This is a genomic window from Desulfovibrio sp. OH1186_COT-070 (assembly GCF_003860215.1).
In the GTDB taxonomy this organism is placed as follows: domain Bacteria; phylum Desulfobacterota; class Desulfovibrionia; order Desulfovibrionales; family Desulfovibrionaceae; genus Desulfovibrio.
This window is the reverse complement of the sequence record NZ_RQYH01000035.1, coordinates 1-24,137: the sequence shown is the minus strand read 5'-3', so window position 1 is coordinate 24,137 and position 24,137 is coordinate 1. Positions and strand designations below refer to the sequence as shown.

Sequence of the window (24,137 nt, the reverse complement as noted above, 5' to 3'; positions counted from 1 at the left end):
CTTTTGCCAACCCGCCAAGCTGTCGGCGGATTTCATCCGCAATCGCCAGCTTTAGCTGTTTCCGATACCACCGGCTTTAGCCGGTGGAGCATTCATTCTATCCCGCCCCTCTTTTGGGTGTAGACCCCAGCCCCGAAACAGGCCACCCGGCACAAAAAGAGGCTTGTGCCAAAGAATGCACAAGCCTCTGAAGTATTCTGGAGCCCTTGACCAGGATTGAACTGGTGACCTCATCCTTACCAAGGATGCACTCTACCGACTGAGCTACAAGGGCATTGGTAACGAAGAATAATATTATCTCAATGGGCAGGTGCCCGTCAATCTTTTCTCTGCAAAAAAAGCGGCACTTTCATGCGGTCAGCAGACGGTGCAGCGCGCGGAACAAGGCCCGCCGCGCATGGGGCGGCTTTTGGGCGGCCAGTTCGGCGCGCGCCGCGCGCACCAGATCCGGCAAATCTTCTTGTCCCGTCTTCGCGCCCTGTTCCGGCTCTTTGCCCGGCAGGGCTTCCAGCAGTTGCGGCAGTTCCGCATCGGGCGCATGCAGCAGCCGGTCACGCCACTGTTCGGCCTGGTGCATGGCTGCCGTGGCCGCTGAAGAGCGCAGCCTGTCCGCCTCCAGCGCGGCGCGGACCGGGGCCGGATCCAGATCGCGCATGAGGCGGCCAATATACTGCATCTGGCGGCGGCGTCCCTCGTGATCCCTGATGCGGGCATGGAGCCGCAGGGCTTCGAGCAGATCCGGGGGCAGGTCAAGGGCCGCAAGCTCCTGTGCGCCGAGGCGGGCCAGTTCTTCGCCCAGGCCTTGCAGGGCGTGGCTGCGGCGTTTTTTTTCGGAGCGGCTGGGAGTGTCGGAACTGTGCCCCTCAGGGGACGCCGCGTCCCACTGAAACTGCTTTTTGCGCGGCATGGCCTTTCTCCGGGCCTAGAAGCAGATGCCCAGCAGGACGCCTGCCAGCACTGCGGGCGAAATGAGGCCGTTGAGGGTGAAAAAAACCGTATTGACGTGGCGCAGATCCTGCGGGCGCATGAGCCGGTGTTCGGCAAGCAGCACGCAGGCAATGAGCAGGCAGACGGCGTGCCAGGGCCAGGACAGGTTGGCGGCCAGCCCCGCCAGCACCAGAAAAATGGCGGTCATGGTGTGGGAAAAAGCCGCCATCCGCAGCGCGCTTTCCGGCCCCCAGGAGGCCGGGGCCGAATAGAGGCTGAAAGCCTGGTCAAAGTCCATGTCCTGAAAGGCATAATAGATGTCAAAGGCCGCCACCCAGAAGGTAACGGCAAAAAACAGCAGGATGTGCGCCAGGCCGGGCGCTTGCGGGTTGACCGCCAGCCATCCGGCCAGCGGAGCCAGGCCCAGGGTTGCGCCCAGCCAGAAATGGCAGAGGGGCGTAAAGCGCTTGAGCAGGCTGTAGATGGCGGAAAAAAGGAGCGCGGGCACGGAGAGCCAGAGGCAGACGTCGTTCAGCGCCGCGCAGGACGCCACAAAAAGTACGGCCATGAGGGCGCAGAAGGCCCACGTCTGGCGCACGCTGACGGCCCCGGTGACCAGCGGGCGGTTTTGCGTGCGCGGATTATCGCGGTCAAAGGGCAGGTCCACCAGCCGGTTGAAGGCCATGGCAAAGGAGCGCGCCGCGACCATGCCCAGGGTCAGAAAAATCAGGCTCCACGCCGGAGGAAGCCCCCCGGCTGTCAAAAATGCACCGGCCCAGGCATAGGGCAGGGCAAAGATGGAGTGTTCGATCCTGATCATCCGGCAGATGTCGGCAAACTGCCCGAAAGGGGTGGACCAGGTGAGAGCGCGCATGATTTCTCCTTGTCAGCGGCCGCAGTCCGCATCGTCGCCCCGCAGCTTGGCCAGGGCATGCGGCAGGGCGGGCAGCACGGCGGTCAGATTTTCTTCCACGGCCTTGCGGCTGCCCGGCAGGTTGAGCACAAGGCTTTGCCCCAGCACGCCGGCGCACGCGCGCGAGAGCATTGCGTGCGGCGTCTTGTCCAGACCGGCGGCCAGCATGGCCTGCGTCAGGCCCGGCAGGGGCGCGTCCAGCAGGGCGGCGGTCACCTGCGGGGTGATGTCGCGCGGCGCAAGGCCTGTGCCGCCCGTGGTACAGATCAGGTCATATCCCTGGCCCAGGGCCAGCTCCGTCAGCAGGGCGCGCAAGGGGCGCGGCTCGTCGGGCAGCAGAAATCCCTGGCTGTGGGCCAGGGGCAGGGCCGCGCCCGCGATGCGGGCAATGGCCGGGCCGCTCGTGTCCTCGCGCTGGCCGCGCGCGCCCTTGTCCGAAAGGGTGATCCAGGCCAGGCTGTAGCCGTCCTTGCGCGCACGCAGGGTCTGCGGCCCTTCCGGCAGATCGTCCAGAGCCAGAAGCAGGGGGCAGGATGCCGCATGGGGCGCATGGGCCAGAGGCAGCCAGAACCTGCCGACAACCCGGAGTTGAAGCCTGCCCCCGGCGTTGTGCAGGCCGGTGCCCGCGTCCAGGGGCGGCGGCGCGTCCGGCGGTTCCTCCAGCCGGTGGCCGCGGCCGGGAGCGGCTGCGGGCAGCAGGGGCAGAATTTCTCCCTGTGCGCAGGAGTGCAGGCGCAGCAGAATGTTCACAGGCAATCCCCCTTGTGTGGTCGCGCGGCCTGACCTTCTATTGTAGCCGCAAGCGCAATGGGTTACAAGTGCGCATGCCGTGCGCCGCGCAAGGCGGTCACGTGCCGACACGGCCCACATGCCAAGACAACCCATGCGCCGATATATACAGCCCATGTGCCAGCAAGGAGCAGTTCCATGACCACCCGCAGTCAGGACAGGACGGATGATCTGAAAATCCTCGGTTCAGGACGGCTCACGGCCCCGGAGGCAGGCCCGCACCGCGGCCTGCTGGAAGCCTTTCCCAACTGCTTTCCCGGACGTCCTTATATCATCAGCATCGCTTTTCCCGAATTCACGTCCCTCTGTCCGGTGACGGGCCAGCCCGACAGCGCCGTCATCGTGGCGGAATACATTCCCGACAGGTTCTGCGTGGAGTCCAAAAGCTTCAAGCTGTACATGTTCGCCTACCGCAATCACCAGTCCTTCATGGAAACCATCACCAACAATATTCTGGACGATCTGCGCGCCGTGCTGGCGCCGTGCTGGTGCCGCGTCAGGGGGCTTTTTGCGCCGCGCGGGGGCACGCGGCTGCACGTCTTTGCCGAGGACTTCAAGCCCATGCCCGGAGAGCAGGATGCGGCCGTGCGCGCGGCCGTGGCTGCCTGGAAGTCCGAACCGGACCCGCACAGAGCATAGCCCATGCGCCCGAAGCCCACAGGCGCGTCTTGCGGCGGACTGGCCCGCACAGCGGCCCTGCTGGCGATGTTTGCCCTGCTTTCGCGCGTTCTGGGTCTGGCCCGCGATATGGTCATGGCCTGGCTTCTGGGCGGCAGCGCGGCGGCCGACGCCCTGGTGGCGGCCATGCGCCTGCCCCATGCGCTGCGGCGCATGCTGGGCGAGGGCACGCTGTCCATGACGTTGACGGCCAGCATGGTTTGTCTTGCCCGTGGTCAGGGGCAGGAAGAAAAGGAAAACATGCCCCTGCTGGCCCGCGCGCTGGCCGTGCGGCTGGGGCTTGTGCTGGGCGCGCTGACCGTGTGCGGTCTGGCTGCGGCCCCCTGGCTGGCGCGGCTTCTGGCTCCGGGCTTTGGACCTGCGGAGCAGGAAATGGTTGTCGGTCTGCTGCGCATCTGCCTGCCCTACGCGCTGGCCGCAGGCATGGCTGCTCTGGGCATGGCGCTGCTGCACGCCGCAGGGGTGTTCTGGCTGCCCGCTCTTTCCCCCGGACTGTTCAACACAAGCATGCTGGCGCTGGCGGGCGCGGCCGCGCTCGGCCTTGTGCCGCCTGCCACGGGGCTGGCTCTGGGCATGCTCTGCGGGGGGCTTGTGCAGTGGCTTGCGCAGTGGCTGGCCGTGCGTCGCCTGCTGCCCCGACCGTGCGCCCGCCCTGATCCCCTGTCGGCGCAGAGAGCGGGCAAAACCGCCTGGCGCTGCCTCGCGCGGCTGCCCGTCGGCATTGCCGGGGCTGCTGCGCCGCAACTGTGCATGCTGGCGGCTCTGGCCCTGGCCTCAAGTCTGGGGCAAGGCCGGGCGGCGGCGCTCTACTACGCCGAGCGGCTGCTGGAACTGCCTCTGGGGCTGGTGGGCGTCTGCCTGGGCACAGCCAGCCTGCCCCTTTTGAGCGCGCTGGCCGCAGAGGGAAAGCACGCCCTTTTCGCTTCCCGCCTGTCCACGGCGCTGCGCCTCAGCCTGTTGTTCAGCCTGCCCGCCGCTGCCGGGCTGTGGGCCGTGGGGCCGCATCTGGTGCGGGGCCTGCTGGGGCACGGAGCCTTTGACGCCCTTGCCGTCCGCGATACGGCCCAGGCCCTTGCCGCCTTTGTTTGCGGCCTGCCCGCGCTGGCCGCCAACCGTTGTCTGCTTTCCGCCTGCAACGCGCTGGGGCGTTTGCGCGCCACCTCCCTGAGCGCCCTGTGGGCTGTGGCGGCCACGCTTGCGGCGGGCGTCTTCCTGGTTCATACTCTGGAAGGAAAAATTGCGGCCCCCGCGCTGGCCGTGACTCTGGGCATGTGGGTGCAGTGCGCTTTCTTGCTGCGCGCTCTGCGGGCAGGACAGGGGAGTGAAAGCCTTTCGCTTGCGGACTGCCTCCCGCAGGGCAGGATTCTGGCGCGGCAGGCCCTGGCCGCGCTGGCGGCAGGGGCTGCCGCCCGCGCGCTTTTGGGAGCGGGGGGCGCATCGCTCTGGCTTGCGCTGGCGGCGGCTGTGGCGGGCGGGGTTCTGGCCTGGTTTTGCTGCCTGCTGGCGCTGGGCGATGCCGACGCACGCGCCCTGCTGGACCGTGTGCGCGGGCGCGCGGCATGATTTTTCGGGCATTTTTGTGTGCGTACAGGAGCAGATATGGGTTTTTTCACAGCGGTAAAGCGGATTTTTGCGGGAGCGCCCAAGGATGTTCCCCCTGACGGCCAGCACGAGGCGCACGCGCCGTCCCTGACTGCCCCGGCACCGACGGATGCCCTGCCCGGGGCGGAAGACGACCGCCTGACCCTGCGCCTGCGCGAGGCCGAGCCGCGGCTTTCTGTCTGGCTGGGCATTGTGCTGGAGGGTGTGGAGCAGGTTTCGGATGTGCTCTGGCAGCGCCTGCTTTTTCTGCTGCGCGCTCTGGACGCTCCGGAGGACGAGGCGCAGAATTTTGTGCGCGAGTTTCAGGACTGGACGGAGCGCATGGACTACCGGCAGGTGGACGAATTTCGCTCCGAATTGCAGTACCGCCTGGCTCTGGCTCTGGATCTGGAAGATGAGGAAGACGAGCGCAACAGGCTTTTTCTCAAGATCAGCCAGGGGCTGACGCGCACGCGCGAGCAGTTTGCGCGCGGGCTGGACGCGCTTTTCAGCAGCCACGGGCAACTGGATGCGGCTTTCTGGGAAGAGCTGGAAGAACTTTTTCTCATGGCCGATCTGGGGTACGAGCCTTCGCTGGAGCTGGTGGAACGCCTCAGGGAGCGCGCCCGCAGGGAAAAGATTGACGAACCGGCCCGCGTGCGGGATCTGCTCATGGCCGAAATGGAGGAGATTTTCCGCGCGCCGCGCCGCATCGTGGCGGTGAATCCTCCGGAAGTGGTGCTGTTTGTCGGCGTCAACGGCGTGGGCAAGACCACGACCATTGCCAAACTGGCCCACCGCGACCGCATGCAGGGGAAAAAGGTCATGATCGCTGCCGCAGACACGTTTCGCGCCGCGGCCATTGAGCAGTTGCAGGTCTGGGCGGAGCGTGTGGGCGCGCTCTTCCATGCGCGCGCCGCCGGTTCCGATCCTGCGGCAGTGGCCTACGAGGCCATGGAAAAAGCCGTGGCCCAGGGCGTGGACGTGCTGTATGTGGATACGGCCGGACGCCTGCAAACCAAGACCAACCTCATGGAAGAACTGGGGAAAATCCGGCAGGTGCTGGGCAAAAAGCATCCCGGCGCGCCGCACCGCAGCATTCTGGTCATTGACGCCACCACAGGGCAGAACGCCCTCTCGCAGACCAGGCTGTTCCGGGAGGCCGCCGGAATCGACGAACTGATCCTGACCAAGCTTGACGGCACGGCCAAGGGCGGCGTGGCCATTGCGGTGGCCCTGCAGCACCATCTGCCCATCAGCTATGTGGGCTTGGGAGAAAAGCTGGACGATCTGCGGCCCTTCAGCGGGGCCGACTATGCCCGCGCCCTGCTGGGCGGGGAATGAAACAGGCGGGTTTTGCCGTCAATCCGGGGCCGGGGCGCTGAACGCATCAGCACCCCGGCCTCTTTGTTCATGCTGCCCGGAAGGCCAGCCTGTCGCCGTCCACGTCCACGGTCACGGTCTGGCCGTCGCGGATGTTGCCGGAGACCAGTTCCCGCGCCAGAGGTGTTTCCACGGTCTGCTGCACACAGCGCTTGAGCGGCCGCGCCCCGTACACCGGGTCATACCCCGCGCTGGCCAGAAAATCTCTGGCCGCGTCGGTGAGGCGCAGCGTGATCTTGCGGTCGTGCAGCCGGGCGCGCAGCCTGTCGGTCTGCAGGTCCACAATGCGCGCGATCTGGTCGCGCCGCAGGGGCAGAAAGACCACGGTTTCGTCCACACGGTTGAGAAATTCCGGGCGGAAGCTGGCGCGCAGGTCTTCCAGCACCTTTTCCCGCGCGCCTTCGCGCAGTTCGCCTTCGGCAGAAATGCCGTCCAGAAGGTGCGGCGAGCCGATGTTGGACGTCATGATGACAATGCAGTTGCGAAAGTCCACGGTGCGGCCCTGACTGTCCGTCAGGCGGCCGTCGTCCAGCAACTGGAGCAGGGTGTTGAACACGTCCGGATGGGCTTTTTCGATCTCGTCGAAAAGGATGACCGAATACGGCTTGCGGCGCACCGCCTCGGTAAGCTGCCCGCCCTCGTCGTAGCCCACATAGCCGGGAGGCGCGCCGATGAGCCGGGACACGGAATGCTTTTCCATGTATTCGCTCATGTCCAGGCGCACCATATTGTCCTCGGTGTCGAACAGGGCTTCGGCCAGCGCCTTGGAAAGTTCCGTCTTGCCCACGCCCGTGGGGCCGAGAAAGATGAAGGAGCCTGTGGGTCGGTGGGGATCGGAAAGCCCGGCCCGCGCGCGCAGCACGGCATCGGCCACGGCCGTGACGGCCTCGTCCTGCCCCACAACGCGTTTGTGCAGCTGTTCGCCCAGCCGCAGCAGCTTTTCGCGCTCCGACTCCAGCAGGCGGCTCACGGGAATGCCCGTCCACTTGCCCACAATTTCGGCCACATCATCGGGGCGCACTTCTTCCTTGAGCAGGCGGGGGCCGTCATCTTCGGCGCGGGAGGCCGCGGCAAGCTGTTTTTCCAGTTCCAGCAGGCGCGAGTATTTGAGTTCTGCGGCCTTGTTCAGGTCATAGGCGCGCTCTGCCTGTTCGATGGCCAGCCTGGTCTGCTCGATCTGCTCCTTGATGGAGCGCGCCTGGTTGATGGAACCTTTTTCGCTTTCCCACTGCTGGCGCAGGGTGGCCTGCTGCTGGCGCAGTCCCGCCAGTTCGTTTTCCAGCTTTTCCAGGCGATCGCGGGAGGCCGCATCCGTTTCGCGGCGCAGGGCTTCCCGCTCGATTTCCAGTTGCATGACCTTGCGGTTGGTCTCGTCCAGATCCGCGGGCAGGGAGTCGATTTCCGTGCGGATCATGGCCGCGGCTTCGTCAATCAGGTCAATGGCCTTGTCCGGCAACTGCCGGTCCGTGATGTAGCGGTGGGAGAGCACCACGGCCTCCACAATGGCCGAATCGCTGATGCGCACGCCGTGGTGCACCTCAAAGCGGTCTTTCAGCCCGCGCAGGATGGAGATGGTGTCTTCCACGGCGGGCTCGTCCACCATGACCGGCTGGAAGCGTCTTTCCAGCGCCGGGTCCTTTTCGATGTACTTGCGGTATTCGTCCACGGTGGTCGCGCCGATGCAGTGCAGCTCGCCCCTGGCCAGCATGGGTTTGAGCAGGTTGCCCGCATCCATGGCGCCGTCGGTCTTGCCCGCGCCCACAATGGTGTGCAGCTCGTCGATGAAAAGGATGATCCGGCCTTCGCTTTTTTCCACTTCGGCCAGAACGGCCTTCAGCCTTTCCTCAAATTCGCCGCGGTACTTGGCCCCGGCAATGAGCGCGCCCATGTCCAGCGCATAGAGGCTGTTGCCCTTGAGGCCTTCCGGCACATCGCCCTTGACGATGCGGAAGGCCAGCCCCTCCACAATGGCGGTTTTGCCCACCCCGGCCTCGCCGATGAGCACGGGGTTGTTCTTGGTGCGCCGCGAGAGGATGCGGATGACGCGCCGGATTTCGGCATCGCGCCCGATCACCGGATCCATCTTTCCCTGACGCGCGGCTTCCACCATGTCGCGGGCGTATTTGGACAGGGCTTCAAAGGTGTCTTCAGGGTTGGGGCCGGTCACGCGCCTGCCGCCGCGCATTTCTGTTGCAGCGGCCACAAAGGCGGTGCGGCTGATCTTGTACTCCCTGAACACTTCGCCCAGAGGAGAGGAGGGGCTCACGCCGGTCAGCGCGGCAAACAGATGGTCCACGCTGACAAATTCGTCCTTCATGCGTCTGGCTTCGTCCTGGGCGTCGCCCAGAAGCGTTGCCAGACGCTGGGTGATCATGATCTTTGTGGGGTCCACGCCGCCGCCGGAAACCGAAGGCCGTTTGCGCAGAACCCCCTCCACCGCCACGGCCAGAGCCTTGGGCTGCACGCCCATTTTCTCCAGAATGCGCGGCACAATGCCGTTTTCCTGGCGGACGAGGGCAAGGGCGAGGTGCTCGGCATCCGTTTCCTGATGGCCCATGCCGGAAGCCATGTGCTGTGCTTCGCTGACGGCTTCGCGGGCCTTGTCGGTAAACTTGTTGATATCCATATTTTTGTCCTCCGTGCGCTGTTGCGGCGCAGCAGGTTTTGTTTTTGGGTCGGGGGGGGTGTGGCCCCGTGTTTTTTATGGCTCAAGCCCTTGCAGGCTGCGCACCTTGCGTTCCAGAGTGTCGATGCGTTCCAGAAGGTCCACGATGATGGACGCGCCGAGCACCGTCAGGTCAAAATCGCAGCAGATGCGTTCCAGCTTGCGCACGCGGTAGATGTCCGTCTGCCGGAAAAGGTGCTGGCAGGCCGCACCGGTGCGGAATTCGATCCAGCCCAGGGAGAGCAGTTCCCGCAGGCGTTCCGGGTCGATGCCGGTGGCCTCCACAAATTCTTCCCAGGCCATGACTTCGGTGTGCTTCATGCTCATGCTTGTCCCCCCCCGGCGCGGGCCTGGAAGGAGGAAATTTCCGCCATCCGCTGCCAGAGCTCGCGCTCTTGCTCTGTGATTTCCGCAGGAATTTTGATCATGACCCTGGCCAGAAGGTCGCCCCTTCTGCCCGCTGTTCCCAGACCCTTGCCGCGCAGGCGGAGTTTGCGCCCCGAGCCGGACCCGGCCGGGATGTGCATTGCCACAGGGCCTTCCAGCGTGGGAATTTCCACCTGCGCCCCGAGAACGGCCTCCCACGGCGCCAGAAACACGTCGCAGTGCAGGGTTTCGCCGTCGGTTCTGAAAACAGGGTGGGGCAGGTAGCGCACGCGCAGAAAAAGGTCGCCCGGAGTCCCGCCGGGAACAGCCTGCCCCTGCCCGGCCAGGCGCAGCTTGGCCCCCTCGCGGATGCCCGCAGGCACGCCGACTTCCAGTGTTCTGGGGCCGTCTGCGGTTTGCAGGCTGACGGCGCGTGTGCCGCCGCGCATGACTTCTTCAAGGCTCAGGGCCAGTTCGGCTTCCACATCGCGGCCTCTCCGCTGGCGGGCAGAAAAGCCCCCGTAAGGAGCCGGCCCGAAACCGCCCCTCCCGCCGAAAAGAGTTTCAAAAAAGTCCGAAAAGCCCGATCCGTCAAAGTTTTTCCCGTTGAAGGTAAAATGCACGTTCTCGAAACCCGGCTCGCCCTGAAACTGCTGGCCGTGCTGCCAGTTGGGACCCAACTGGTCATAGAGCCTGCGCTTTTCGGCGTCCTTGAGCACCTCGTGGGCCTCGTTGATCTCCTTGAATTTTTCTTCGGCCCCCTTGTCGCCGGGGTTGAGGTCCGGATGGTGCTTGCGGGCCAGCTTTTTGTAGGCCCTGGAAATCTCTTCTGTGGAGGCATTGCGCTCCACTCCCAGAAGTTTGTAATAATCCTTGTATGATACGGCCATTGGCGACTCCCCCGTGCGTCTGCGGAAAATGTGCCGCGTACGCCTGTTTGTAAAAAAATAATACAGGGGCGACGCCCGTCAATAGCGCGGCTGCCGCATTGCCGCCTGTGGGCGCGCAGCCTTGCGCGCCGTCATGTCCTGCCAGGGAATATGCTGCCGCTTGGCATGCGCCTGGTTCCCGGTTTTTTGACATCCGGCACAAAGGCGATTATTTGTGACATACGCAGGAGGCCAGCCATGTCCAGCATCACTTTTGACACCCTGGCGTACAGCAAGACCCTCCAGGCAGCCGGAATGCCGCCCGAACAGGCGGATGCCCTGGCAAAAGCCCAGAAAACCGCCATTGATGAAATGGTGGCAGCCAAGGAACTTGCCACAAAGCATGACCTCCATATGGCGCTTGCCGAGCAAAAGCACGAAATTCTCAAATGGATGATGGGAATGCTGCTGACGCAGTCTGCCTTGTTGATTGCGGTGATCGCCTTTCTCAAGTAAGGCGCTTTGCGCCGCCCGTTGTCCGGCGTGCGGCCCATGCCGCCTCCGTGTGGGCGCGGGGTCAGGGGCTGCTCCCGAAGGGAAGCCGGGCGCCGTTTCTTTTGCCGCTCCACAGCCTGCTGCCGAAGTTGGTTCCGGCCTGCGCCATGCCGCCGAGGGCCGTGCCCAGAATGCCCGCCGCAGGGTCCAGGCGGTCGGCCTGCCAGGCATGGGCCTGTGCCTGCCCGCCGGAGTTCCAGCCCCGGATTGCAAGATTGTGCGCCCTGTCCAGCCCCTGCTGGTGCAGGGCAAGGGCGTCCATTTCGCCTTTTTCCGCAGTGTCCATGGTGAGGTCGAGAAAGCTGCCCGCGTCCACGGCGGCGCCGCTGGCCCCGGCCCCGGCGCGCTGGCTGCCGATGATGCCCGCGACCTCCTGCCGCTTGCGGACGGCGGCGTCATGGCCCTGCCTGCGGGCTTCGCGGGCCTGCTCCTCTGCCAGTTCCTGATTCTTCCGCGCCATCCGGGCCTGATAGTCGGCCTGCGCCTGTTGGGCACGGGCCTGCGCCTGCGCGTGCATGCGCAGGCCCGTGCCGGCAAGCGAGGCCGCAATGGACACGGCGGAGATCACCGCTGCGGTGGTGCCGGAAATGGCGGCCATATCACAACTCCTTGTACCAGACGGTTTCCGTGATTTTTGCCCCGAGGCGGCGGTACAGCGCATCACACGGGCGCGAGGCGGGAGAGGCATAGCCGATGCCGGCAATGCCGCGCTGCCGCAGGCTGTTTTCTGCCCAGCGCAGCAGGCGCAGGGCCGCAAAAGCGTCCGTTCTGGCCTCGCGGGAGAGGTACAGGGCCAGGGCCGACGCTGTGGAGCGGCCGGGCATGTTGAGGTTTTCCGACAGGCAGTACGCCGCATACCCGTGCAGCGCCGCGCCCGTGCGCGCGGTGACGATGTGCAGCGCGCCGCCCTGTTCCAGAGCGTCATACAGGGCGTGCGTCATGGGCACGGCCGTTTGCGGGCCGTACAGGGCTTTTTCTGTTTCCTGCCAGTGGGCCGCGGCCAGGGGAGCGGCCTCGGCGCGGATGCGGGAATACGGTTCGACAGCAAAGAAAAGTTCCACGGCTATGCCTCCCCGAAGTCCACATCGCAGACAATGGCCACCACATGCCACGGCAGGGGTTTGCTCTGCACCAGCCAGACGGAGGCATCCGCGTTGTGTCCGCCGCCGGGCGCAAAGGCAACATCGCCGGAATACGGCTCGCACGGTTGCCCCCAGCGTGCGGGCAGGAAGGGAAAGTCGTCGAGCTTGCGGCGGCTGGATCCGTATTGGCCGCCGACGCTGCGGAACAGGCGCACCACGCAGCGGCCATGACCGCGATGCCTGCCCAGGGTTGAGCCCTGCCGTGTGTCTGCCTCCACCGGCAGGGGCGAAAGCACGGAGGCGTACGGCAGGCCGGCGTGAACGATCCTGGCCGCATACGGCAGTTCGATGCCGCCTTTGCGCACCACGCAGCCTTCCACCGGGCTGCCGTCGGCCAGCACGGCCAGCGCGCAGCCTTCAAGGTGGTCAAGGCCCGTCATGGTGCGTATGCCCTCCGTGCTGCAAAAAGTGATGCCGCAGTCCACAAAAAAGGCGTTTTCCACGGCAGTGTCGGGGGCGAACGGCTCGGCCAGCCGCTCCAGAAAGACGCGCGGCCTGCCCTCAACCTCGCGCTGCACGGCCAGCAGAACAACGTCGCCGTTGTCGCCGGAAATGGCGGCCACGGAAAGCACCCTGCCCTGCGTGACATGGCGGGACCAGCCGAATATCTGGTGCTCTTTCAGATAGGTCAGCACCAGCAGGATGCCGTCGTCGCGCACGCACCAGATGCGGGAACCGGGCGTCTGCTGGTAGGCCCACTGCACAAGGGTGTGGCCCTCAAAAAGGTGCGGGGCCATGATGGAAAGGTCGTTGCCCGCATACCCGTCCTTTTCCAGCGAATAGAAGAGGTCGCGCACGCGGGAGCCGTGGCGCTGCACATGCAGGATGGAATTGCCGATGACAAGGGGCGCAAGCCCGGCGCTGCCCCAATAGCTCTGGGCCGTGATGGTGGCGTTTTTGGGGGTGATGACGCCGTTTTCTCCGGTGGCCTTGTATTCGCTGCCCGACGTGCCCAGCAGCAGATCGCCGAAACTGGCCATCCACTGGATGGCATCCATGCTGCCCGATGCAACCATGTATTCCACGGGGTCATCGTCTTGCAGGGGCCGGGATTTGCGAAAATTCTCGAAATCGCCGGTGCGGGACATATAGAAGGTCTGCGGGTTTTTTGTGCCGCCGCCAAGAACCATGCGCTGCTGGTGAAAGCTGACCGTGGCCGGATGGTTGCCGTTGGCAAAGGGGTTCCAGTCCTCTTTCGGGGTATCGTCGGTTTTTGCCTCATAATTGTTGTCCAGAAACGACAGTGTCTGCATGGGGCCTGCCTGCGCATCTTCGGCGCGGCAAATGCCGATGAAGCCGTAATAGCCTGCGGATTCGCGGTAGATATTGTATTCCGTTGCTCCGGCCACGGCCTGCCAGCGTATGGCGGCGCTGTTGCCCTGCACCCAGTCGGACGGATGCTTGCCGTTGGCGGCCTGTCCCGGCGGGGACGGCAGGGATTCGCGCCCGTGGGCATCCACGGCCACGACCTTGTAGCGCAGGGCAAAGGAACCGCCGGAGCCGTTGAACGTCACTTCCGGCGCGGCCGGGGCGCTGATGCTCTCGTTGAGAATGACCTGCTCCACGCTCCATGTGTAGCCGCTGCCGCTGCCTGCGGGGGAGCGCATGATCTTGTGCAGGGGGTAGGCCGGGTGGGCCAGATACACGATATCGCCCACCTGCGCCCAGGAGAGGCGCAAGAGGTCAGCGGCGGCATAGGGCGTTGCCACGGGCGCGCAGAGCGCCCCTGCGCCGTCGGACACGCGCAGGGCCTTGTGCGACATGACAAGCACAAAGTTCTGGTCTGCCTCCACGCTGAAGCTGAAAGGGATGAGCACGGCGTACCCGCCGAGGTCCGCCACAAAGCGCGTGCCGGGGCGCCGGGCCGCATCGCCGTGCAGGCCGGGCAGCATGTTTTCCATGCACTGCACCGAGGTGGCATAGCGTTCCAGATCATAGCGCCCGGTGAGCGTGGGCGACACTTCGCCGCCGGTGAAGTTTTTGTGGGCGATGCGGGGCATGCGTTCCTCACTGGTATGCCCGGCAGACCGTGCCGGGGTTGATGCTCTCCACACGGATGACAACAGTTCTTTCGGTGGGGATGAGCACGGTGCCCCACGCGGACTGGCTGCCGTTGACATGTCCGAGGCAGTAGCCTGCCGGGGCCGTGCGGGAGGCCTGCCCGTCCACGCTGCCCGACGTGACAAAAAGCTTTGCTCCGGCAGGGGAAGTCCCCGTATTGTTGTGGTGGATGGTGACAAACACCGGTTTGCGCGGGATCAGGTCCGTGAGCGTCCAGTCGCCGGTGGAGGTGCGGGTTTTTTTGAGGGAAGCTGTTGCCGCTTCTGCCGCCTGGGTGGCCGCGGCCTGCGCGGCCAGGGCTGTGGCCCGCGCTTCCCGCGCCGCGCTGTCGGCCTCCACAGCCGTATCGTACGCTGTTTTTACCGCTGTGGCGGAGGCGACAACCGTGCTGCTTTCCGTGTCCACGCGGTCGGTGCGTTCCAGCCCGGTGAGGGCGGCGGCCCGCCCGGCCTCGTTTTTTGCCCTGTCGGCCTCTGCCTGTGCCCTGCCCGCTTCCGCCGTGGCCGCGCCTGCGGCGGCTCCGGCTTCGTCCGCGCTGTTTGCGGCCTGTGCGGCGCTCTGCCCGGCGGCGCTGCCCGCGGCCTTGGCTTCCTCCCGCGCGGCATAGAGAGACTGCACCAGGTCTTCGGGCGTCAGGGACGACGTTGTTTCCACCACCACGGCCCGCGCCAGCCTTTCCGCCAGTTGCTGGCGTTCGGCAGTGGCCTGGTCCAGAGCGTCTTCAATGACCCGCGGGTCAAAGCGCGAGGCGGAAACAAGGTCAACGCCCTGGGTAAAGGGCATGTTGCGGGTGATGGCCAGCTTCCAGCCGTCGGGCAGTGGGGCGTTTTCGTGCAGGTAGCGGACGCTGCCGCCGTTGTCGGCGAGGGTGATGGCGCACTGCGCCGTCACGTCCGTGCTCGCGCCCGCCGCGTCGGTAACGGTGACGGCTATCTGCGCGGCGTCCCAGACCGTGAAAAAGAAGGGGAAGGTCGTGGCGCTGCTGTTGCCCTGATAGACTTCCCTGCTGTGCGCGCTATCCAGTGTCATGACGGCTCCTCTACCGGCAGGCGATCCAGCGGTCTTCCTGCGGCCTGTTTTTTTGTTCCTGCGCTGCGGACCGGTACGCTCCGGGAATGGCGGCGCGGTACAGCCGCTCCAGTTCGCCGACCCTGCCGCTGCCGCTCCCGAGCAGGGGCACGGCAATCATGGCGGCCAGCTTGCGGGCCAGCATGTGGATGAAGTCCGCATCCCACAGGCTGGGGTTTTCAACATCTCTGGTGTAGTCCGCAAGGGCGGGGCCGGCATCGGTGAGCAGCAGCACTGTTCCCGCCGGGTCATGGACCATTTTGAAGGGCGCGGATGTTCCGCGCGGGCTGCCGATTTTGTGCATTTTGAGGCAGCCTTCCGGCAGGCCATAGGCAAAGCGCCAGTCCGCCGCCCACACCGGGGGCAGGGCCTTGCGGGCAAGCTGCGCCCGGTGCTGCGCCCAGGGAAAGGGAAAGTCGCGCAGGGCCTGTTGCCGGGCATTGTCCCAATACAGGGCGCACTGGCGGGCCTCCTCGCATTTTTCCGCCTCTCCGGCGACAGTGCGCGTGCCCACATGGCCAAGCGCCATATTCCAGATGCGTATCTTGCCTGTGTGCATGGGGTGCTCTCCGTGTTTGACGGGTCAGCCCTGTACCGCGCCCTTGTCGGCATGCATGCCCGGCCCGTAGGGCTGATGCTCCTCGCGCACAATGGCCCCGAAGATTTTTCCGGCCGTGAACGTGCCGTTGGGCGTGGCCACCATTTTGAGCCAGGGCTTGCGCGCGCCGCGCGGCAGAAAGCGCCAGCCGATGTTTTTGCCCACCGTGAGCTCTGCCAGGGGCACGGTGATGGCGGAACCGGGAACATCGGCATAGGGGCCGTCTCTGCTGTCGGACTGCGTCAGCGTGAAGGTGAGGGACGTGCCGCCCGCAAAATCCTCGCCCACAACTTTGGCGCAAACGGGCACAGGCTCCATGCTGCCGGGATGCAGAAAGGAGGTGAGGCCCACGGCCGGGCCGGTGACAGCCGCGCCAAGAACGGGGCTGCTGTCCATCAGGATGAGGTTGGAATCAAGAAGCATGGCGCTGTTTCCTCGCAATGGTTTGGGGTTCAGATGGTTTTTTCGGTGACGGCAAGGGCATCGCACTGGCGGATGGGGCGGCCGTGCAGGCTGGTGATCTGCGTGGACCGGAACAGGGGGCCGCCCTGGGCGGCATCCTGCGTGCGGTAGGTCAGGGTGACGTTGCCCGCATCCGTGGCTTGGAGCTCGAGAGCGGTGAGCACGTCGGCATTGCAGTACCAGATGGCCTGGTTGCGCATGCTTTCCGGCATCCTGTTTTTGGCCATGACCGAAAGGCGGTGCAGGTCCACAAAGCCCGATTCTCCCTTGGACAGGATGAGCCTGCCCACGGGGATATTGGCAATGCGCACCACGGCCCGCCAGTCGCGCACGGTGAGGCCGCACTGCCAGTTGTACATGTCGCCCACGACCTGAAATTTTCTGCCGTCGGAATCCTGGGTCATGTACTTGCCAAGGTCTTCGGTGGAGAGCCCGCCGGTGCTGCCCTTGGGGTAGAGCCCGTGGGCCGTGTTGGCTCCCCAGCAGATCAGGTACATGGAGGTGCACCTGCCGCCCGTGCCGCCCGCATCAATGACATTGGGGCTGGTTTTGGAAGGGTAGCGCATGGCCAGGCCGTTGAACTCGTCAGGGTTCACGTTGCTGTCGCCGTAAAAGAGGGTGCGCGCCACCTTCTGGCGCATGGCCTCGGCAAAGGCCTTGCCTTCGGAGAGGCGGAAGGTTTTTGCGCGGTCGCCGTACAGCGCCACTTCGGCCACGTCCAGTTCCATCAGGGCCTCAAGCATGCCGCAGACTTCCTTGACCTGGCTGAACTGCGCCTTGGACGGCGGCGTGCCCTGATAGAGCCTGCGCCAGTAGACTTCGGGCAGGCCGGTGCGGATGCGGGTGAGGTGGCCGTCGGAATGGTTGGACTCCATGAACGGAATGTCCGTGATGATGTCGTTGGTCTGGTTCATCAGTTCGATGATGTCGCCCGCTTTTTCCCCCTTGTAGAACTGCTCCAGTTCCGGAAGGGTGGCGACAATGCCCTTGTTGTAGCTCATGGCGTATGCTCCTGATGCGGTTACATGTGGGGATAGAAACGGTCTTCCAGCGGCCTGTCCGCCGCGCCGCCTGCGCCGGGGAGTTTGTCCTCACCCAGGGCCCTGCCCACGCGGGCAAAGATGCGCAGCACGTCGGGATTGTCGCCGTAGCCGGTTTCGGCCAGCAGGGCGCGCACGGCCCCGTTGGCGTCAAACATGGCCAGGGCCTTGCGGGCTTCGGCCACGGACGCGTCGAATCTGTCGCCGCCAAACTCCCTGTCTGCCCTGAATTCCTCAATCCACGCCCGGCCCTGCGCCTGCTGCTGCTCCCGGAACGCGGCATAGTTTCCGGCCATGTGCTCCAGAACGGCCTCTCCCTGCTCTTTGGTGAGCCCGGCGGTGACGCACAATGCGTTCAGCCTTTCCAGCTCGGCAGGGGTGACGGGATAGCCCTGGGGCGCGGCAAGCGTGAACGGCTCGGGCGCGGCGGGGCTTGCGGGTGGGTTGCCGCTGTCTCCGGTTTCGGGAATGCCCCCGGTGTCGGGTTCGGCAGGGTTTTTCGCGCTGTCAGGGCTGTGGGGTATTTCTGCGTGCATGGGGTGTTCTCCTTGAAAATGGGGAAATTGGGGGCTACAGGCTCCCGAGGCCGCCCACGATGGCGCTCATGGCTGTTTGGCCGTCTGCGCCCAGCGGGGTTTGGCCGAGGTTTCTGGCCGCGTCGGAAAGCCGGGCAACCTGCTCCACGACCTGCTGCGTTTGCGCCTGCTGCCCGGCCCGGGCCTGGGCTTCGGCTCTGGCCTGCCTGATGGCGCGCACATCCTGCGCGGAGCGCAGCATGGCGGCGGGAGCGCCCAGAGCGTCGGCATAGGCCCGGACGGTGCGGTCAAGGTCCAGAATGTCCGCAATTTCCGGGCGCATGGGGGCCATGCCCGCCACAAAGGCCACGGTCTGGTCAATGGGGCTGGTGCTGGCCATGCGCTGCGCCTGGGCCAGAACAGACGTGAACTCCACCCGCAGGGGCGCGCCCCGCATGCCGGGCGGCGCGGGCGGCAGGGCGTCGAACTGCTCCATCAGGCGGAAGGTGCGCAGGATCAGGGGAGAGTGCAGTTCCTTGTCCAGCCGTTCCACCACAGGGCCGAGCATGCTGAGTTTTTCGCGTTCGCGGGCATCGATTTCCGTTGCGGTGAGCGTGCGGCGGTCGTTGAGCATGAGCATCTTGAAAAGATCGGCGTACAGGCCGTCGTGTATTTTCTGCTGCACTGCCCGGATCTTGAGTTCCGCGGCTTCGATGATCTGGGGCTGGATGTGCTGGACAGCCTCGATTTTGCCGCTTTCGGGGCTTGTGAAATCAAGGAAGTTCAGGCCGCCCGGCGTGAGGTCCACGCCTTCGGAACGCAGGCCGACAGGAACGGCAAGGGGCGGATCCACGGCCTTGTGCAGGGCCTTGAGCGTGGTGAGGCCCATTTGTTGCAGCATGCGGCAGTCGGAAAGCACGTCCATGGCCGGGCTGCGGCCGTATTTGTCGTTGCCGACGGCGTCCCAGCGGGGCGCGAATGCCGGAAAGTCCCGAAAGCCGGACTCCCGCAGCACACGGGCCTTGCCGCCGTGGGATCCCGGCCCCAGCCAGCAGACGCTGGCATAGGGCATGTTTGCCGCGTCGAGCCTGCCGCAGATTCTGTCGGTGCGCGGAAAGACGGCGTGGATCACGTCAAAAAAAGCCGTTGCCGCCGGAGAATCGGCCGCTGTTTTCACGGCATCGGGCACGTTGTTTTTGCCGAACTGCCGCACGATCTGCCGGGCCGACATGCGCAGGCGGTACATGAAGGTATCCACCGTGCCCCTGTCGTCCACGTCCAGCACATATTCGCCCGCCGGAACCAGGGTGAAATGCAGGCCGTTCCAGTCCGCGGTTTCGATGAGCAGGCCGGGGCCAAAGGTGCCGAGGTCGGCATACAGGCTGTGGCTGGCGTTGTAGAAGTTGCTCTGGTGCAAAAGGGCCTGCATGCGCACGGTCACGTCGTCAAGCCATGCGCCTGCCGCGCCCCTGTGGGCGCACCCGTCTTCCAGCGTCAGGCGGAACCACGGCCGCACCGGAGAGGTCATGCCGCCCTGCATGCCCGCGGCCAGGGTGCGCATGTCCAGAATGCCCGTGGTGTCCACAATCCTTTTGTTCAGGATTTCCGGCTTGTGGCCGCCGCACGCGCTGTCCGCCCGGAACTTTGTGGGCAGAAAGTGCTCCGCCAGCTCACGCCAGGCGGCATCCCACGGGCTGCGCTCGTTGCGCAGGGCCTGATAACGCTGGTTGAGTCTGTCGATGTTCACGGCCATGATGCCGCTCCTACTGCCCCAGAAGGGTATTGCCGCCGACGGCGTTGCCGGTCAGGATGGTGGATTGCAGGCCTGCGGCCCTGGCCGCGCGCCGTTTCTGGTCGTCGCGGGCCGCCATTGCCGCCTCGGTAACGGGTTTGGTCACTTCCGCCTTGGGCGCTGGCGGCACATCGGGCATGCGGCTGGGGCCGCCTCCTCCGAATCCCATGCTCATTCTCCTTTCTGCTGCGCCAGGCGCAGGCTTTGCGGCGTGCATACGACCATGACGCCGTCCACATATTCCTGTTTGCGGGCCAGCCAGCACGCGCCGGGCAGCCGCGCCGCGATTGTGAAGCCGCAGGCTCCGGCAATGCGCCAGGCATGCCGGAACGGCGCGGGGGTGATGCCCACAATGGCGCTGGCCCCGTGGCAGCGGAACATATGCGCAAAGCCGTGCCTGGCCTGCCGCGCAGCGCAGCGAAACCCGGCCCGGAAGGCCGTGAAGTCGAAACGCCAGACCTTGCCCTGAAAGGGCGTGAAATGCCCGCAGCCCAGCAGATCGCCCGTGGTTGCGTCAGCGCAGCAGAGCAGCGTGCCGCGCGCCGTGATGGCGAGCCAGTCTTCGAGGGTGGGCGCCGCAAAGGCGGACATGGCCCAGGGCAGCAGCCCTTCTGCCGCCATGCGCAGAAAAGGCGCGGTTCTGGCTTCGGGCGTGGCGGCTTCGGTGCAGATGAGGGCATTCATGGCTGGCGTCTCCATATGTCGTATGCGGTTCTTGCCTTGCGGTGGGCTGCGGGCGCGGAATACGGCTCGCGGTATCCGGTGACGGCATGGCGCAGGGCATCGGCGGCATGGCTCGTCCAGTCGTGCAGCGGGCGCTCGGCAAAGACGTTTTCGCGGGAGCGCCAGACCTTGCGGTAATTGCGCAGGGCGCGCAGGGCCGCCGCGCATTTTTTGCGGTCGAACCAGATGCGCGGCAGGCGGCGGCGCACGGCGTCAATGCCTTCGGCCACGCGCAGCCGCGGGGCCACGCAAAAGCGCAGGCCGAGTTTTGCCGCGGCTTCGCGGCGGCTTGTGCCCGTGCCCAGTTCCCGCACGGCAATGTCGTGCGGGGCAATGTGCTGGCCGTAGATGTAGCCGTGCCCGCCGCCTGCGCCGGAAGCGGCCCTGTGCTGCAGGACGCCCGCGTAGTGGGTGAGGCCTTCGCCGCTGTTTTCGTAATAGTCGATGACGCGCCAGCGGCCGCTGCCGTCGACCTGGAAAAACCAGATGGCCGTGGCATCGTCCATGCCCAGATCCCAGGCGGTGTGCACGGGCAGGGCGGGATCGTGCGCAAGCTCCGTGATGCGGCCTTCGGCCTCGGCCTGATCCAGAAGCGCGGCATAGTAGGCCCCGCGGATGGCGGCGGCAAAGGAGCATTCGAACTCCTGCGCATATTCTTCGGGCGACATGTCGCGGGCCGCGGCCGCAAGCTCGTCGGGGGCGACGTAGCCGGTTTCCGACGCCCGGAAGCGGAAGCGGCTCCACTCCGCATCGGTTCCGCCTGCCCGTTCCCACATGGCAAAGAGCAGGTTTTCCGTGCCCGCAGGAGTGCCGATGAAGAGCGCGCGGCCCCTGCGGTCGGCCAGGGCGGGCCGCAGGATTTTCGTCCAGACTTCGGGGGCCATGTCCGCCGGTTCGTCCAGCACCAGATCGTCAAGATACAGACCGCGCAGGCTGTGGGCATTGTCCGTGCCCAGAAGGCGTATGCGCTGGCCGTCGGGAAAGTCGCAGCGCAGTTCGCTTTCGGTAAAGCGCGTGCCGGGCACGGCCCCGGCGTAGCGGCGCAGATAGTCCCAGGCCACGGCCTTGGCCTGCCCGTGGTAGGGCGCGGCGTAGACCGCACGCCAGTCGGGCCTGCCCGAACGGATGGCCTGCCGGATGAGATCGTTGACCGCGGCCACGGTTTTGCCGAACCTGCGGTGGCAGATCATGACGCAAAAGCGCGTGCGTTCCTCGTGAAAGCGCAGTTGCAGGGGACGCGGGGCATAGGGAATGGCGATCACGGCTTTTCTCCGCTGTTCTGGCACGGGGCGGCGGGCGCGCTCCAGCCCACCAGCAGGGGACGGGGCGCGGCATCGTCTTTTGCGCGCGGAACATTGAGGATTGCGTACAGCTCTTTGATTTCTTTCACCATGTCCATGCTTTTTTCCGTAATTTCCGCCGTGTTCAGGCTGTGGACAAGCAGGTTCAGGCGTTGCTCCAGCATGTGCTGCACGTCTTCGGTGCAGGCGCGGGGGCCGCTGCGCGGGAGGGCGGTTTTGCCGGCGCGCATGGCTAGATACCCATGCCCAGCATGCCCAGCAGAAGGGCCATGATCTGGTCCAGGGCCGAGGGCGGCAAAAGGGCGTCCCAGTGGCCGAAAAAGAGGGGCACAAGGATGCGCCTGCCCACCACCTCCCAGACAAAGAGCAGAGCCAGCACCCAGCCCAGAAAGGAGCGCCAGAGCCGCAGGGGACTCGCCGGAGCGCCGGAGATTTCCATTTCGTTGACGCGGCTCTGGGCGTCGTTCTGACGGTTTTTGTCCGGCAGGATCTTGCCTGCCAGACGGCCCATGCCTCCAAGCAGTGTGCCCAGAAGATTCCACATGTCAGTTCTCCCTTTCCTGGCGGGCCAGATAATTTTCGAGAGCGTCGGCGCGGTTGATCCATCCGGTCAGAAAGACCTTCAGGTCGGGACGCCGCGCGGCCAGGCTGCGGTAGAAGGTGCGGCGCAGGCGCAGGCTTGTGCGCGCCGTGAGCCAGTCCAGACCGGCGGCGGCCAGGGCCCTGGCCAGATCAATGCTGCGCGGGCCCATGCGTCCGTCCTCGGCAACGGCGACAAAGTGGTCGAGGAGGGCCTCGCCGATCATGTTCATGGCCTGCTGCACCTGGCGCACGGAGCGGGGCGCGCCCATGTTTGCCGCGCCGTCATAGAGCACGATGGCCAGCGGCAGGGGCAGGGCGGCGCAGGCGGTTTTGTCCCAGAAGTGCGTGCGGAAGAGGGCGGCCGCCTGCTTTTTGGTGCAGGCCCGGATATCGTCGGCGTCCACATCGCCGTCCATATCCATGTCCAGAGTGCGGCTGGGGCAGCGGGCGGCCTGCGGGCCGGAGCAGCCATCGCAACTGCGGCGCTGGTGCAGGCATTCCTGCCGGGCCTGACGCACGAGATCCTGCACCCAGCGCAGGGAGATGCCGTGGTTGGTCAGGCCGCCGGGGTCGGCGGGGTGGTGCGAGAGGCCGCCTTCCCATTTTTCCGTAAAGGCGTGGGCGAGAGAAAACGTGTCTGCCATGCGAAACTCCTTGGTGCTTGTGTGACTGCACCATGCCAGAATCGCGCGGCCGGGTAAGACTGAAAGCTTTCAGTACTTCCTGTGCGGGGGACAGCAGGGAAAATACGCCCCGTACGGGGCAGGGGGAGGAAAAAAGCGCAAAAAAGGTCTGGAATGTCGGGGGGATAAAATGTTACACGGCTTTCAGTGCCGTTTTGGGGTTTGGGCGCAGTGAAAGCGATTTGCAGAAGCTCTGCCCGCAGGCGCAGGTTTTGAAAGGGTTTGAAGTGCGCGGTTCAGAAACGACATTGGTGTCCAGCAGATACATCAGAGCAGAGCTTCGACCTTGAACAGTGAAGCGTTCAGCTTGCCCGGCTCAAAATCACTGTTTTCGGCTTCCGGGCAGGCAAGCATCCGGGAAAGGTTGCGGTCAGGCCCGGTCAATTTTTTGTAGCCCTCAATAGTCAGCAGAACGTGCGCTGGTTCGCTCCTGTCCGTGATGAAAACAGGGCCGGCCAGCGCGGCGCGATGGATCGGGTGGTCATTCGGGGCCCTGGAGGAAATTACGCAGAGACAGTCGGCAGAGCATGGGGCAGAACCCGGGTGATGATGGCGCTTCGCTTGCCGGAAAAGTCCATCATTTCCAGTTCATGGGTGGTCTGGCAGTTCAGCCAGAATTCTGCGCTGTTGCCGAAATACGTTGCCAGACGCACGGCGGTGTCGGCGCTGATGCCGCGCTTTCCGGCGATGATTTCCTGAATACGGCTCTGCGGCATGCCGGTATCCAGAGACAGCCGCGTCTGGCTGATGCCCAGAGGCTTCAGGAATTCTTCTTTCAGGATTTCTCCGGGATGAACCGGGGGCATGCGGTCGCGCATCACAACCTCCTAATGGTAGTCAACGATTTCAACCTGATGGGCATTCCCTGCGTTCCAGACAAAGCAGATCCGCCACTGATCGTTGATGCGGATGCTGTGCTGTCCGGCGCGGTCGCCCTGCAAGACTTCCAGGCGGTTCCCCGGTGGAATGCGCAGATCGTTCAGGGAAACAGCGTTGTGCAGAATTTTGAGCTTTCGCATGGCAATCCGCTGCATGTCCGGCGGGAGGGCCATAACCCGGAAGCCGTGAAACAATTTCTCGGTCCGTTTGTCCCTGTAACTCACTATCATATGAAAAACATGACACGAAAAACGTATGAAGGCAAACCTGTTTTGCCAAGGCCAGCGGGATCGGTGATTTTGCAATCTCCCCCAACTGGCAGCTTTTAAAAGCAGAATTTTTCATACCCATGAAGGAGCGGCGCAGGCTCTGCTTTTGCATGCAGCCGCAGATGGGGGGATTATATGGGGACTGCACAGCACCTTGCTCGTCGGGCATCACTGGGATAGGATATGCGTATGGGAAAAGAGCGCATCCCGCATGATCCTGCGTACAAGCAGTTTTTCAGCAATCCTGAAATGGTGGAGTCACTGCTGCGGGATTTTGTGCCTGCGGATTTCGTTGC

27 protein-coding genes and 1 tRNA gene are annotated in these 24,137 nt (G+C 65.0%); 4 read left to right on the top strand and 24 right to left on the bottom strand.

The features are described 5' to 3' along the window. Positions 1–198 precede the first annotated feature (198 nt). From EII23_RS10100 to EII23_RS10085, 4 genes are all read right to left on the bottom strand, one after another. Positions 199–274: transfer RNA gene (locus EII23_RS10100), tRNA-Thr, on the bottom strand. 75 nt (positions 275–349) lie between these two features. Further along, positions 350–907: a ribosome biogenesis factor YjgA gene (gene yjgA / locus EII23_RS10095; protein ID WP_124793250.1), complete on the bottom strand. Its 558-nt coding sequence runs from the start codon at positions 905–907 to the stop codon at positions 350–352. 15 nt (positions 908–922) lie between these two features. Then, positions 923–1,801: a UbiA-like polyprenyltransferase gene (locus EII23_RS10090; RefSeq protein WP_124793249.1), complete on the bottom strand. Its 879-nt coding sequence runs from the start codon at positions 1,799–1,801 to the stop codon at positions 923–925. Positions 1,802–1,813: 12 nt separating this feature from the next. Next, positions 1,814–2,590: a MogA/MoaB family molybdenum cofactor biosynthesis protein gene (locus EII23_RS10085; protein WP_260424681.1), complete on the bottom strand. Its 777-nt coding sequence runs from the start codon at positions 2,588–2,590 to the stop codon at positions 1,814–1,816. 177 nt (positions 2,591–2,767) lie between these two features. Here EII23_RS10085 and queF point away from each other — a divergent pair, with 177 nt between their 5' ends. The 3 genes from queF to ftsY are packed head-to-tail and all read left to right on the top strand — an operon-like array spanning position 2,768 to position 6,232. Beyond that, positions 2,768–3,268 (top strand): preQ(1) synthase, encoded by a 501-nt coding sequence (gene queF / locus EII23_RS10080; RefSeq protein WP_124793248.1) that lies wholly within the window; start codon positions 2,768–2,770, stop codon positions 3,266–3,268. A 3-nt stretch (positions 3,269–3,271) separates the two neighbouring features. Next, the gene (murJ, locus tag EII23_RS10075) at positions 3,272–4,870 is read left to right on the top strand and encodes a murein biosynthesis integral membrane protein MurJ (RefSeq protein WP_124793247.1); all 1,599 of its coding nucleotides are present in this window, start codon (positions 3,272–3,274) and stop codon (positions 4,868–4,870) included. 36 nt (positions 4,871–4,906) lie between these two features. Beyond that, a complete protein-coding gene (ftsY, locus tag EII23_RS10070) occupies positions 4,907–6,232 on the top strand; it encodes a signal recognition particle-docking protein FtsY (RefSeq protein WP_124793246.1) in 1,326 nt (441 codons plus the stop codon). A 67-nt stretch (positions 6,233–6,299) separates the two neighbouring features. Here ftsY and clpB read toward each other — a convergent pair whose 3' ends face one another. From clpB to EII23_RS10055, 3 genes are all read right to left on the bottom strand, one after another. Next, positions 6,300–8,897 carry an ATP-dependent chaperone ClpB gene (clpB, locus tag EII23_RS10065; RefSeq protein WP_124793245.1) on the bottom strand — a complete coding sequence of 866 codons (2,598 nt, stop codon included), beginning with the start codon at positions 8,895–8,897 and terminating at the stop codon, positions 6,300–6,302. A 75-nt stretch (positions 8,898–8,972) separates the two neighbouring features. Continuing rightward, entirely contained in the window at positions 8,973–9,263 is a 291-nt protein-coding gene (locus EII23_RS10060; RefSeq protein WP_124793244.1) for a chaperone modulator CbpM, read from the bottom strand. Beyond that, positions 9,260–10,192, bottom strand: a complete 933-nt coding sequence (locus EII23_RS10055) for a DnaJ C-terminal domain-containing protein (RefSeq protein ID WP_124793243.1) — start codon at positions 10,190–10,192, stop codon at positions 9,260–9,262. The genes EII23_RS10060 and EII23_RS10055 overlap by 4 nt, the downstream gene beginning before the upstream one ends. Before the next feature lie 237 nt (positions 10,193–10,429). Here EII23_RS10055 and EII23_RS10050 point away from each other — a divergent pair, with 237 nt between their 5' ends. Next, on the top strand, positions 10,430–10,687 hold the full coding sequence (locus EII23_RS10050) for a DUF1640 domain-containing protein (protein ID WP_124793242.1): 258 nt from the start codon (positions 10,430–10,432) through the stop codon (positions 10,685–10,687). A 61-nt stretch (positions 10,688–10,748) separates the two neighbouring features. Here the strand turns inward: EII23_RS10050 and EII23_RS10045 are convergent, their stop codons facing one another. The 17 genes from EII23_RS10045 to EII23_RS09960 form a co-directional block, all read right to left on the bottom strand. Further along, entirely contained in the window at positions 10,749–11,324 is a 576-nt protein-coding gene (locus EII23_RS10045) for a hypothetical protein (RefSeq protein ID WP_124793241.1), read from the bottom strand. 1 nt (position 11,325) lies between these two features. Beyond that, positions 11,326–11,787 (bottom strand): GNAT family N-acetyltransferase, encoded by a 462-nt coding sequence (locus EII23_RS10040; protein ID WP_260424680.1) that lies wholly within the window; start codon positions 11,785–11,787, stop codon positions 11,326–11,328. Positions 11,788–11,789: 2 nt separating this feature from the next. After that, entirely contained in the window at positions 11,790–13,868 is a 2,079-nt protein-coding gene (locus tag EII23_RS10035; protein ID WP_124793240.1) for a hypothetical protein, read from the bottom strand. Positions 13,869–13,875: 7 nt separating this feature from the next. Beyond that, positions 13,876–14,958 (bottom strand): hypothetical protein, encoded by a 1,083-nt coding sequence (locus tag EII23_RS10030; protein ID WP_124793239.1) that lies wholly within the window; start codon positions 14,956–14,958, stop codon positions 13,876–13,878. Between the two features lie 10 nt (positions 14,959–14,968). Then, the gene (locus EII23_RS10025; RefSeq protein WP_124793238.1) at positions 14,969–15,556 is read right to left on the bottom strand and encodes a hypothetical protein; all 588 of its coding nucleotides are present in this window, start codon (positions 15,554–15,556) and stop codon (positions 14,969–14,971) included. 24 nt (positions 15,557–15,580) lie between these two features. Next, the gene (locus tag EII23_RS10020; RefSeq protein ID WP_124793237.1) at positions 15,581–16,018 is read right to left on the bottom strand and encodes a hypothetical protein; all 438 of its coding nucleotides are present in this window, start codon (positions 16,016–16,018) and stop codon (positions 15,581–15,583) included. Positions 16,019–16,047: 29 nt separating this feature from the next. Then, positions 16,048–17,058 (bottom strand): major capsid protein, encoded by a 1,011-nt coding sequence (locus EII23_RS10015; protein WP_124793236.1) that lies wholly within the window; start codon positions 17,056–17,058, stop codon positions 16,048–16,050. Between the two features lie 20 nt (positions 17,059–17,078). After that, positions 17,079–17,633 carry a hypothetical protein gene (locus tag EII23_RS10010; RefSeq protein WP_124793235.1) on the bottom strand — a complete coding sequence of 185 codons (555 nt, stop codon included), beginning with the start codon at positions 17,631–17,633 and terminating at the stop codon, positions 17,079–17,081. A gap of 34 nt (positions 17,634–17,667) precedes the next feature. Next, complete coding sequence (locus EII23_RS10005) at positions 17,668–19,365, bottom strand: portal protein (protein ID WP_124793234.1); 1,698 nt, start codon at positions 19,363–19,365, stop codon at positions 17,668–17,670. A gap of 10 nt (positions 19,366–19,375) precedes the next feature. Beyond that, positions 19,376–19,573 carry a hypothetical protein gene (locus tag EII23_RS10000; RefSeq protein WP_124793233.1) on the bottom strand — a complete coding sequence of 66 codons (198 nt, stop codon included), beginning with the start codon at positions 19,571–19,573 and terminating at the stop codon, positions 19,376–19,378. 2 nt (positions 19,574–19,575) lie between these two features. Next, positions 19,576–20,088, bottom strand: a complete 513-nt coding sequence (locus EII23_RS09995; RefSeq protein ID WP_148091251.1) for a hypothetical protein — start codon at positions 20,086–20,088, stop codon at positions 19,576–19,578. Continuing rightward, positions 20,085–21,389 (bottom strand): terminase large subunit domain-containing protein, encoded by a 1,305-nt coding sequence (locus EII23_RS09990; RefSeq protein ID WP_124793231.1) that lies wholly within the window; start codon positions 21,387–21,389, stop codon positions 20,085–20,087. The genes EII23_RS09995 and EII23_RS09990 overlap by 4 nt, the downstream gene beginning before the upstream one ends. Next, a complete protein-coding gene (locus EII23_RS09985) occupies positions 21,386–21,658 on the bottom strand; it encodes a hypothetical protein (RefSeq protein WP_124793230.1) in 273 nt (90 codons plus the stop codon). Before EII23_RS09985 ends, EII23_RS09990 begins: the two co-directional genes overlap by 4 nt. A 2-nt stretch (positions 21,659–21,660) precedes the next feature. Next, positions 21,661–21,972, bottom strand: coding sequence for a hypothetical protein (locus tag EII23_RS09980; RefSeq protein WP_124793229.1), 312 nt, complete (start codon positions 21,970–21,972; stop codon positions 21,661–21,663). Between the two features lies 1 nt (position 21,973). Next, entirely contained in the window at positions 21,974–22,654 is a 681-nt protein-coding gene (locus EII23_RS09975) for a glycoside hydrolase family 108 protein (protein WP_124793228.1), read from the bottom strand. A 542-nt stretch (positions 22,655–23,196) separates the two neighbouring features. Next, positions 23,197–23,511: a HigA family addiction module antitoxin gene (locus EII23_RS09965; protein WP_124793226.1), complete on the bottom strand. Its 315-nt coding sequence runs from the start codon at positions 23,509–23,511 to the stop codon at positions 23,197–23,199. Between the two features lie 9 nt (positions 23,512–23,520). Continuing rightward, positions 23,521–23,802 carry a type II toxin-antitoxin system RelE/ParE family toxin gene (locus EII23_RS09960; RefSeq protein WP_124793225.1) on the bottom strand — a complete coding sequence of 94 codons (282 nt, stop codon included), beginning with the start codon at positions 23,800–23,802 and terminating at the stop codon, positions 23,521–23,523. Between the last annotated feature and the right edge of the window lie 335 nt (positions 23,803–24,137).

Bases quoted from the DNA above. Each gene is read 5' to 3' on its own strand.
- yjgA (WP_124793250.1), bottom strand. From the start codon at position 907: ATGCCGCGCAAAAAGCAGTTTCAGTGGGACGCGGCGTCCCCTGAGGGG.
- EII23_RS10090 (WP_124793249.1), bottom strand. From the start codon at position 1,801: ATGCGCGCTCTCACCTGGTCCACCCCTTTCGGGCAGTTTGCCGACATC.
- queF (WP_124793248.1), top strand. From the start codon at position 2,768: ATGACCACCCGCAGTCAGGACAGGACGGATGATCTGAAAATCCTCGGT.
- murJ (WP_124793247.1), top strand. From the start codon at position 3,272: ATGCGCCCGAAGCCCACAGGCGCGTCTTGCGGCGGACTGGCCCGCACA.
- ftsY (WP_124793246.1), top strand. From the start codon at position 4,907: ATGGGTTTTTTCACAGCGGTAAAGCGGATTTTTGCGGGAGCGCCCAAG.
- clpB (WP_124793245.1), bottom strand. From the start codon at position 8,897: ATGGATATCAACAAGTTTACCGACAAGGCCCGCGAAGCCGTCAGCGAA.
- EII23_RS10060 (WP_124793244.1), bottom strand. From the start codon at position 9,263: ATGAGCATGAAGCACACCGAAGTCATGGCCTGGGAAGAATTTGTGGAG.
- EII23_RS10055 (WP_124793243.1), bottom strand. From the start codon at position 10,192: ATGGCCGTATCATACAAGGATTATTACAAACTTCTGGGAGTGGAGCGC.
- EII23_RS10050 (WP_124793242.1), top strand. From the start codon at position 10,430: ATGTCCAGCATCACTTTTGACACCCTGGCGTACAGCAAGACCCTCCAG.
- EII23_RS10045 (WP_124793241.1), bottom strand. From the start codon at position 11,324: ATGGCCGCCATTTCCGGCACCACCGCAGCGGTGATCTCCGCCGTGTCC.
- EII23_RS10035 (WP_124793240.1), bottom strand. From the start codon at position 13,868: ATGCCCCGCATCGCCCACAAAAACTTCACCGGCGGCGAAGTGTCGCCC.
- EII23_RS10030 (WP_124793239.1), bottom strand. From the start codon at position 14,958: ATGACACTGGATAGCGCGCACAGCAGGGAAGTCTATCAGGGCAACAGC.
- EII23_RS10025 (WP_124793238.1), bottom strand. From the start codon at position 15,556: ATGCACACAGGCAAGATACGCATCTGGAATATGGCGCTTGGCCATGTG.
- EII23_RS10020 (WP_124793237.1), bottom strand. From the start codon at position 16,018: ATGCTTCTTGATTCCAACCTCATCCTGATGGACAGCAGCCCCGTTCTT.
- EII23_RS10015 (WP_124793236.1), bottom strand. From the start codon at position 17,058: ATGAGCTACAACAAGGGCATTGTCGCCACCCTTCCGGAACTGGAGCAG.
- EII23_RS10010 (WP_124793235.1), bottom strand. From the start codon at position 17,633: ATGCACGCAGAAATACCCCACAGCCCTGACAGCGCGAAAAACCCTGCC.
- EII23_RS10005 (WP_124793234.1), bottom strand. From the start codon at position 19,365: ATGGCCGTGAACATCGACAGACTCAACCAGCGTTATCAGGCCCTGCGC.
- EII23_RS10000 (WP_124793233.1), bottom strand. From the start codon at position 19,573: ATGGGATTCGGAGGAGGCGGCCCCAGCCGCATGCCCGATGTGCCGCCA.
- EII23_RS09995 (WP_148091251.1), bottom strand. From the start codon at position 20,088: ATGAATGCCCTCATCTGCACCGAAGCCGCCACGCCCGAAGCCAGAACC.
- EII23_RS09985 (WP_124793230.1), bottom strand. From the start codon at position 21,658: ATGCGCGCCGGCAAAACCGCCCTCCCGCGCAGCGGCCCCCGCGCCTGC.
- EII23_RS09980 (WP_124793229.1), bottom strand. From the start codon at position 21,972: ATGTGGAATCTTCTGGGCACACTGCTTGGAGGCATGGGCCGTCTGGCA.
- EII23_RS09975 (WP_124793228.1), bottom strand. From the start codon at position 22,654: ATGGCAGACACGTTTTCTCTCGCCCACGCCTTTACGGAAAAATGGGAA.
- EII23_RS09965 (WP_124793226.1), bottom strand. From the start codon at position 23,511: ATGCGCGACCGCATGCCCCCGGTTCATCCCGGAGAAATCCTGAAAGAA.
- EII23_RS09960 (WP_124793225.1), bottom strand. From the start codon at position 23,802: ATGATAGTGAGTTACAGGGACAAACGGACCGAGAAATTGTTTCACGGC.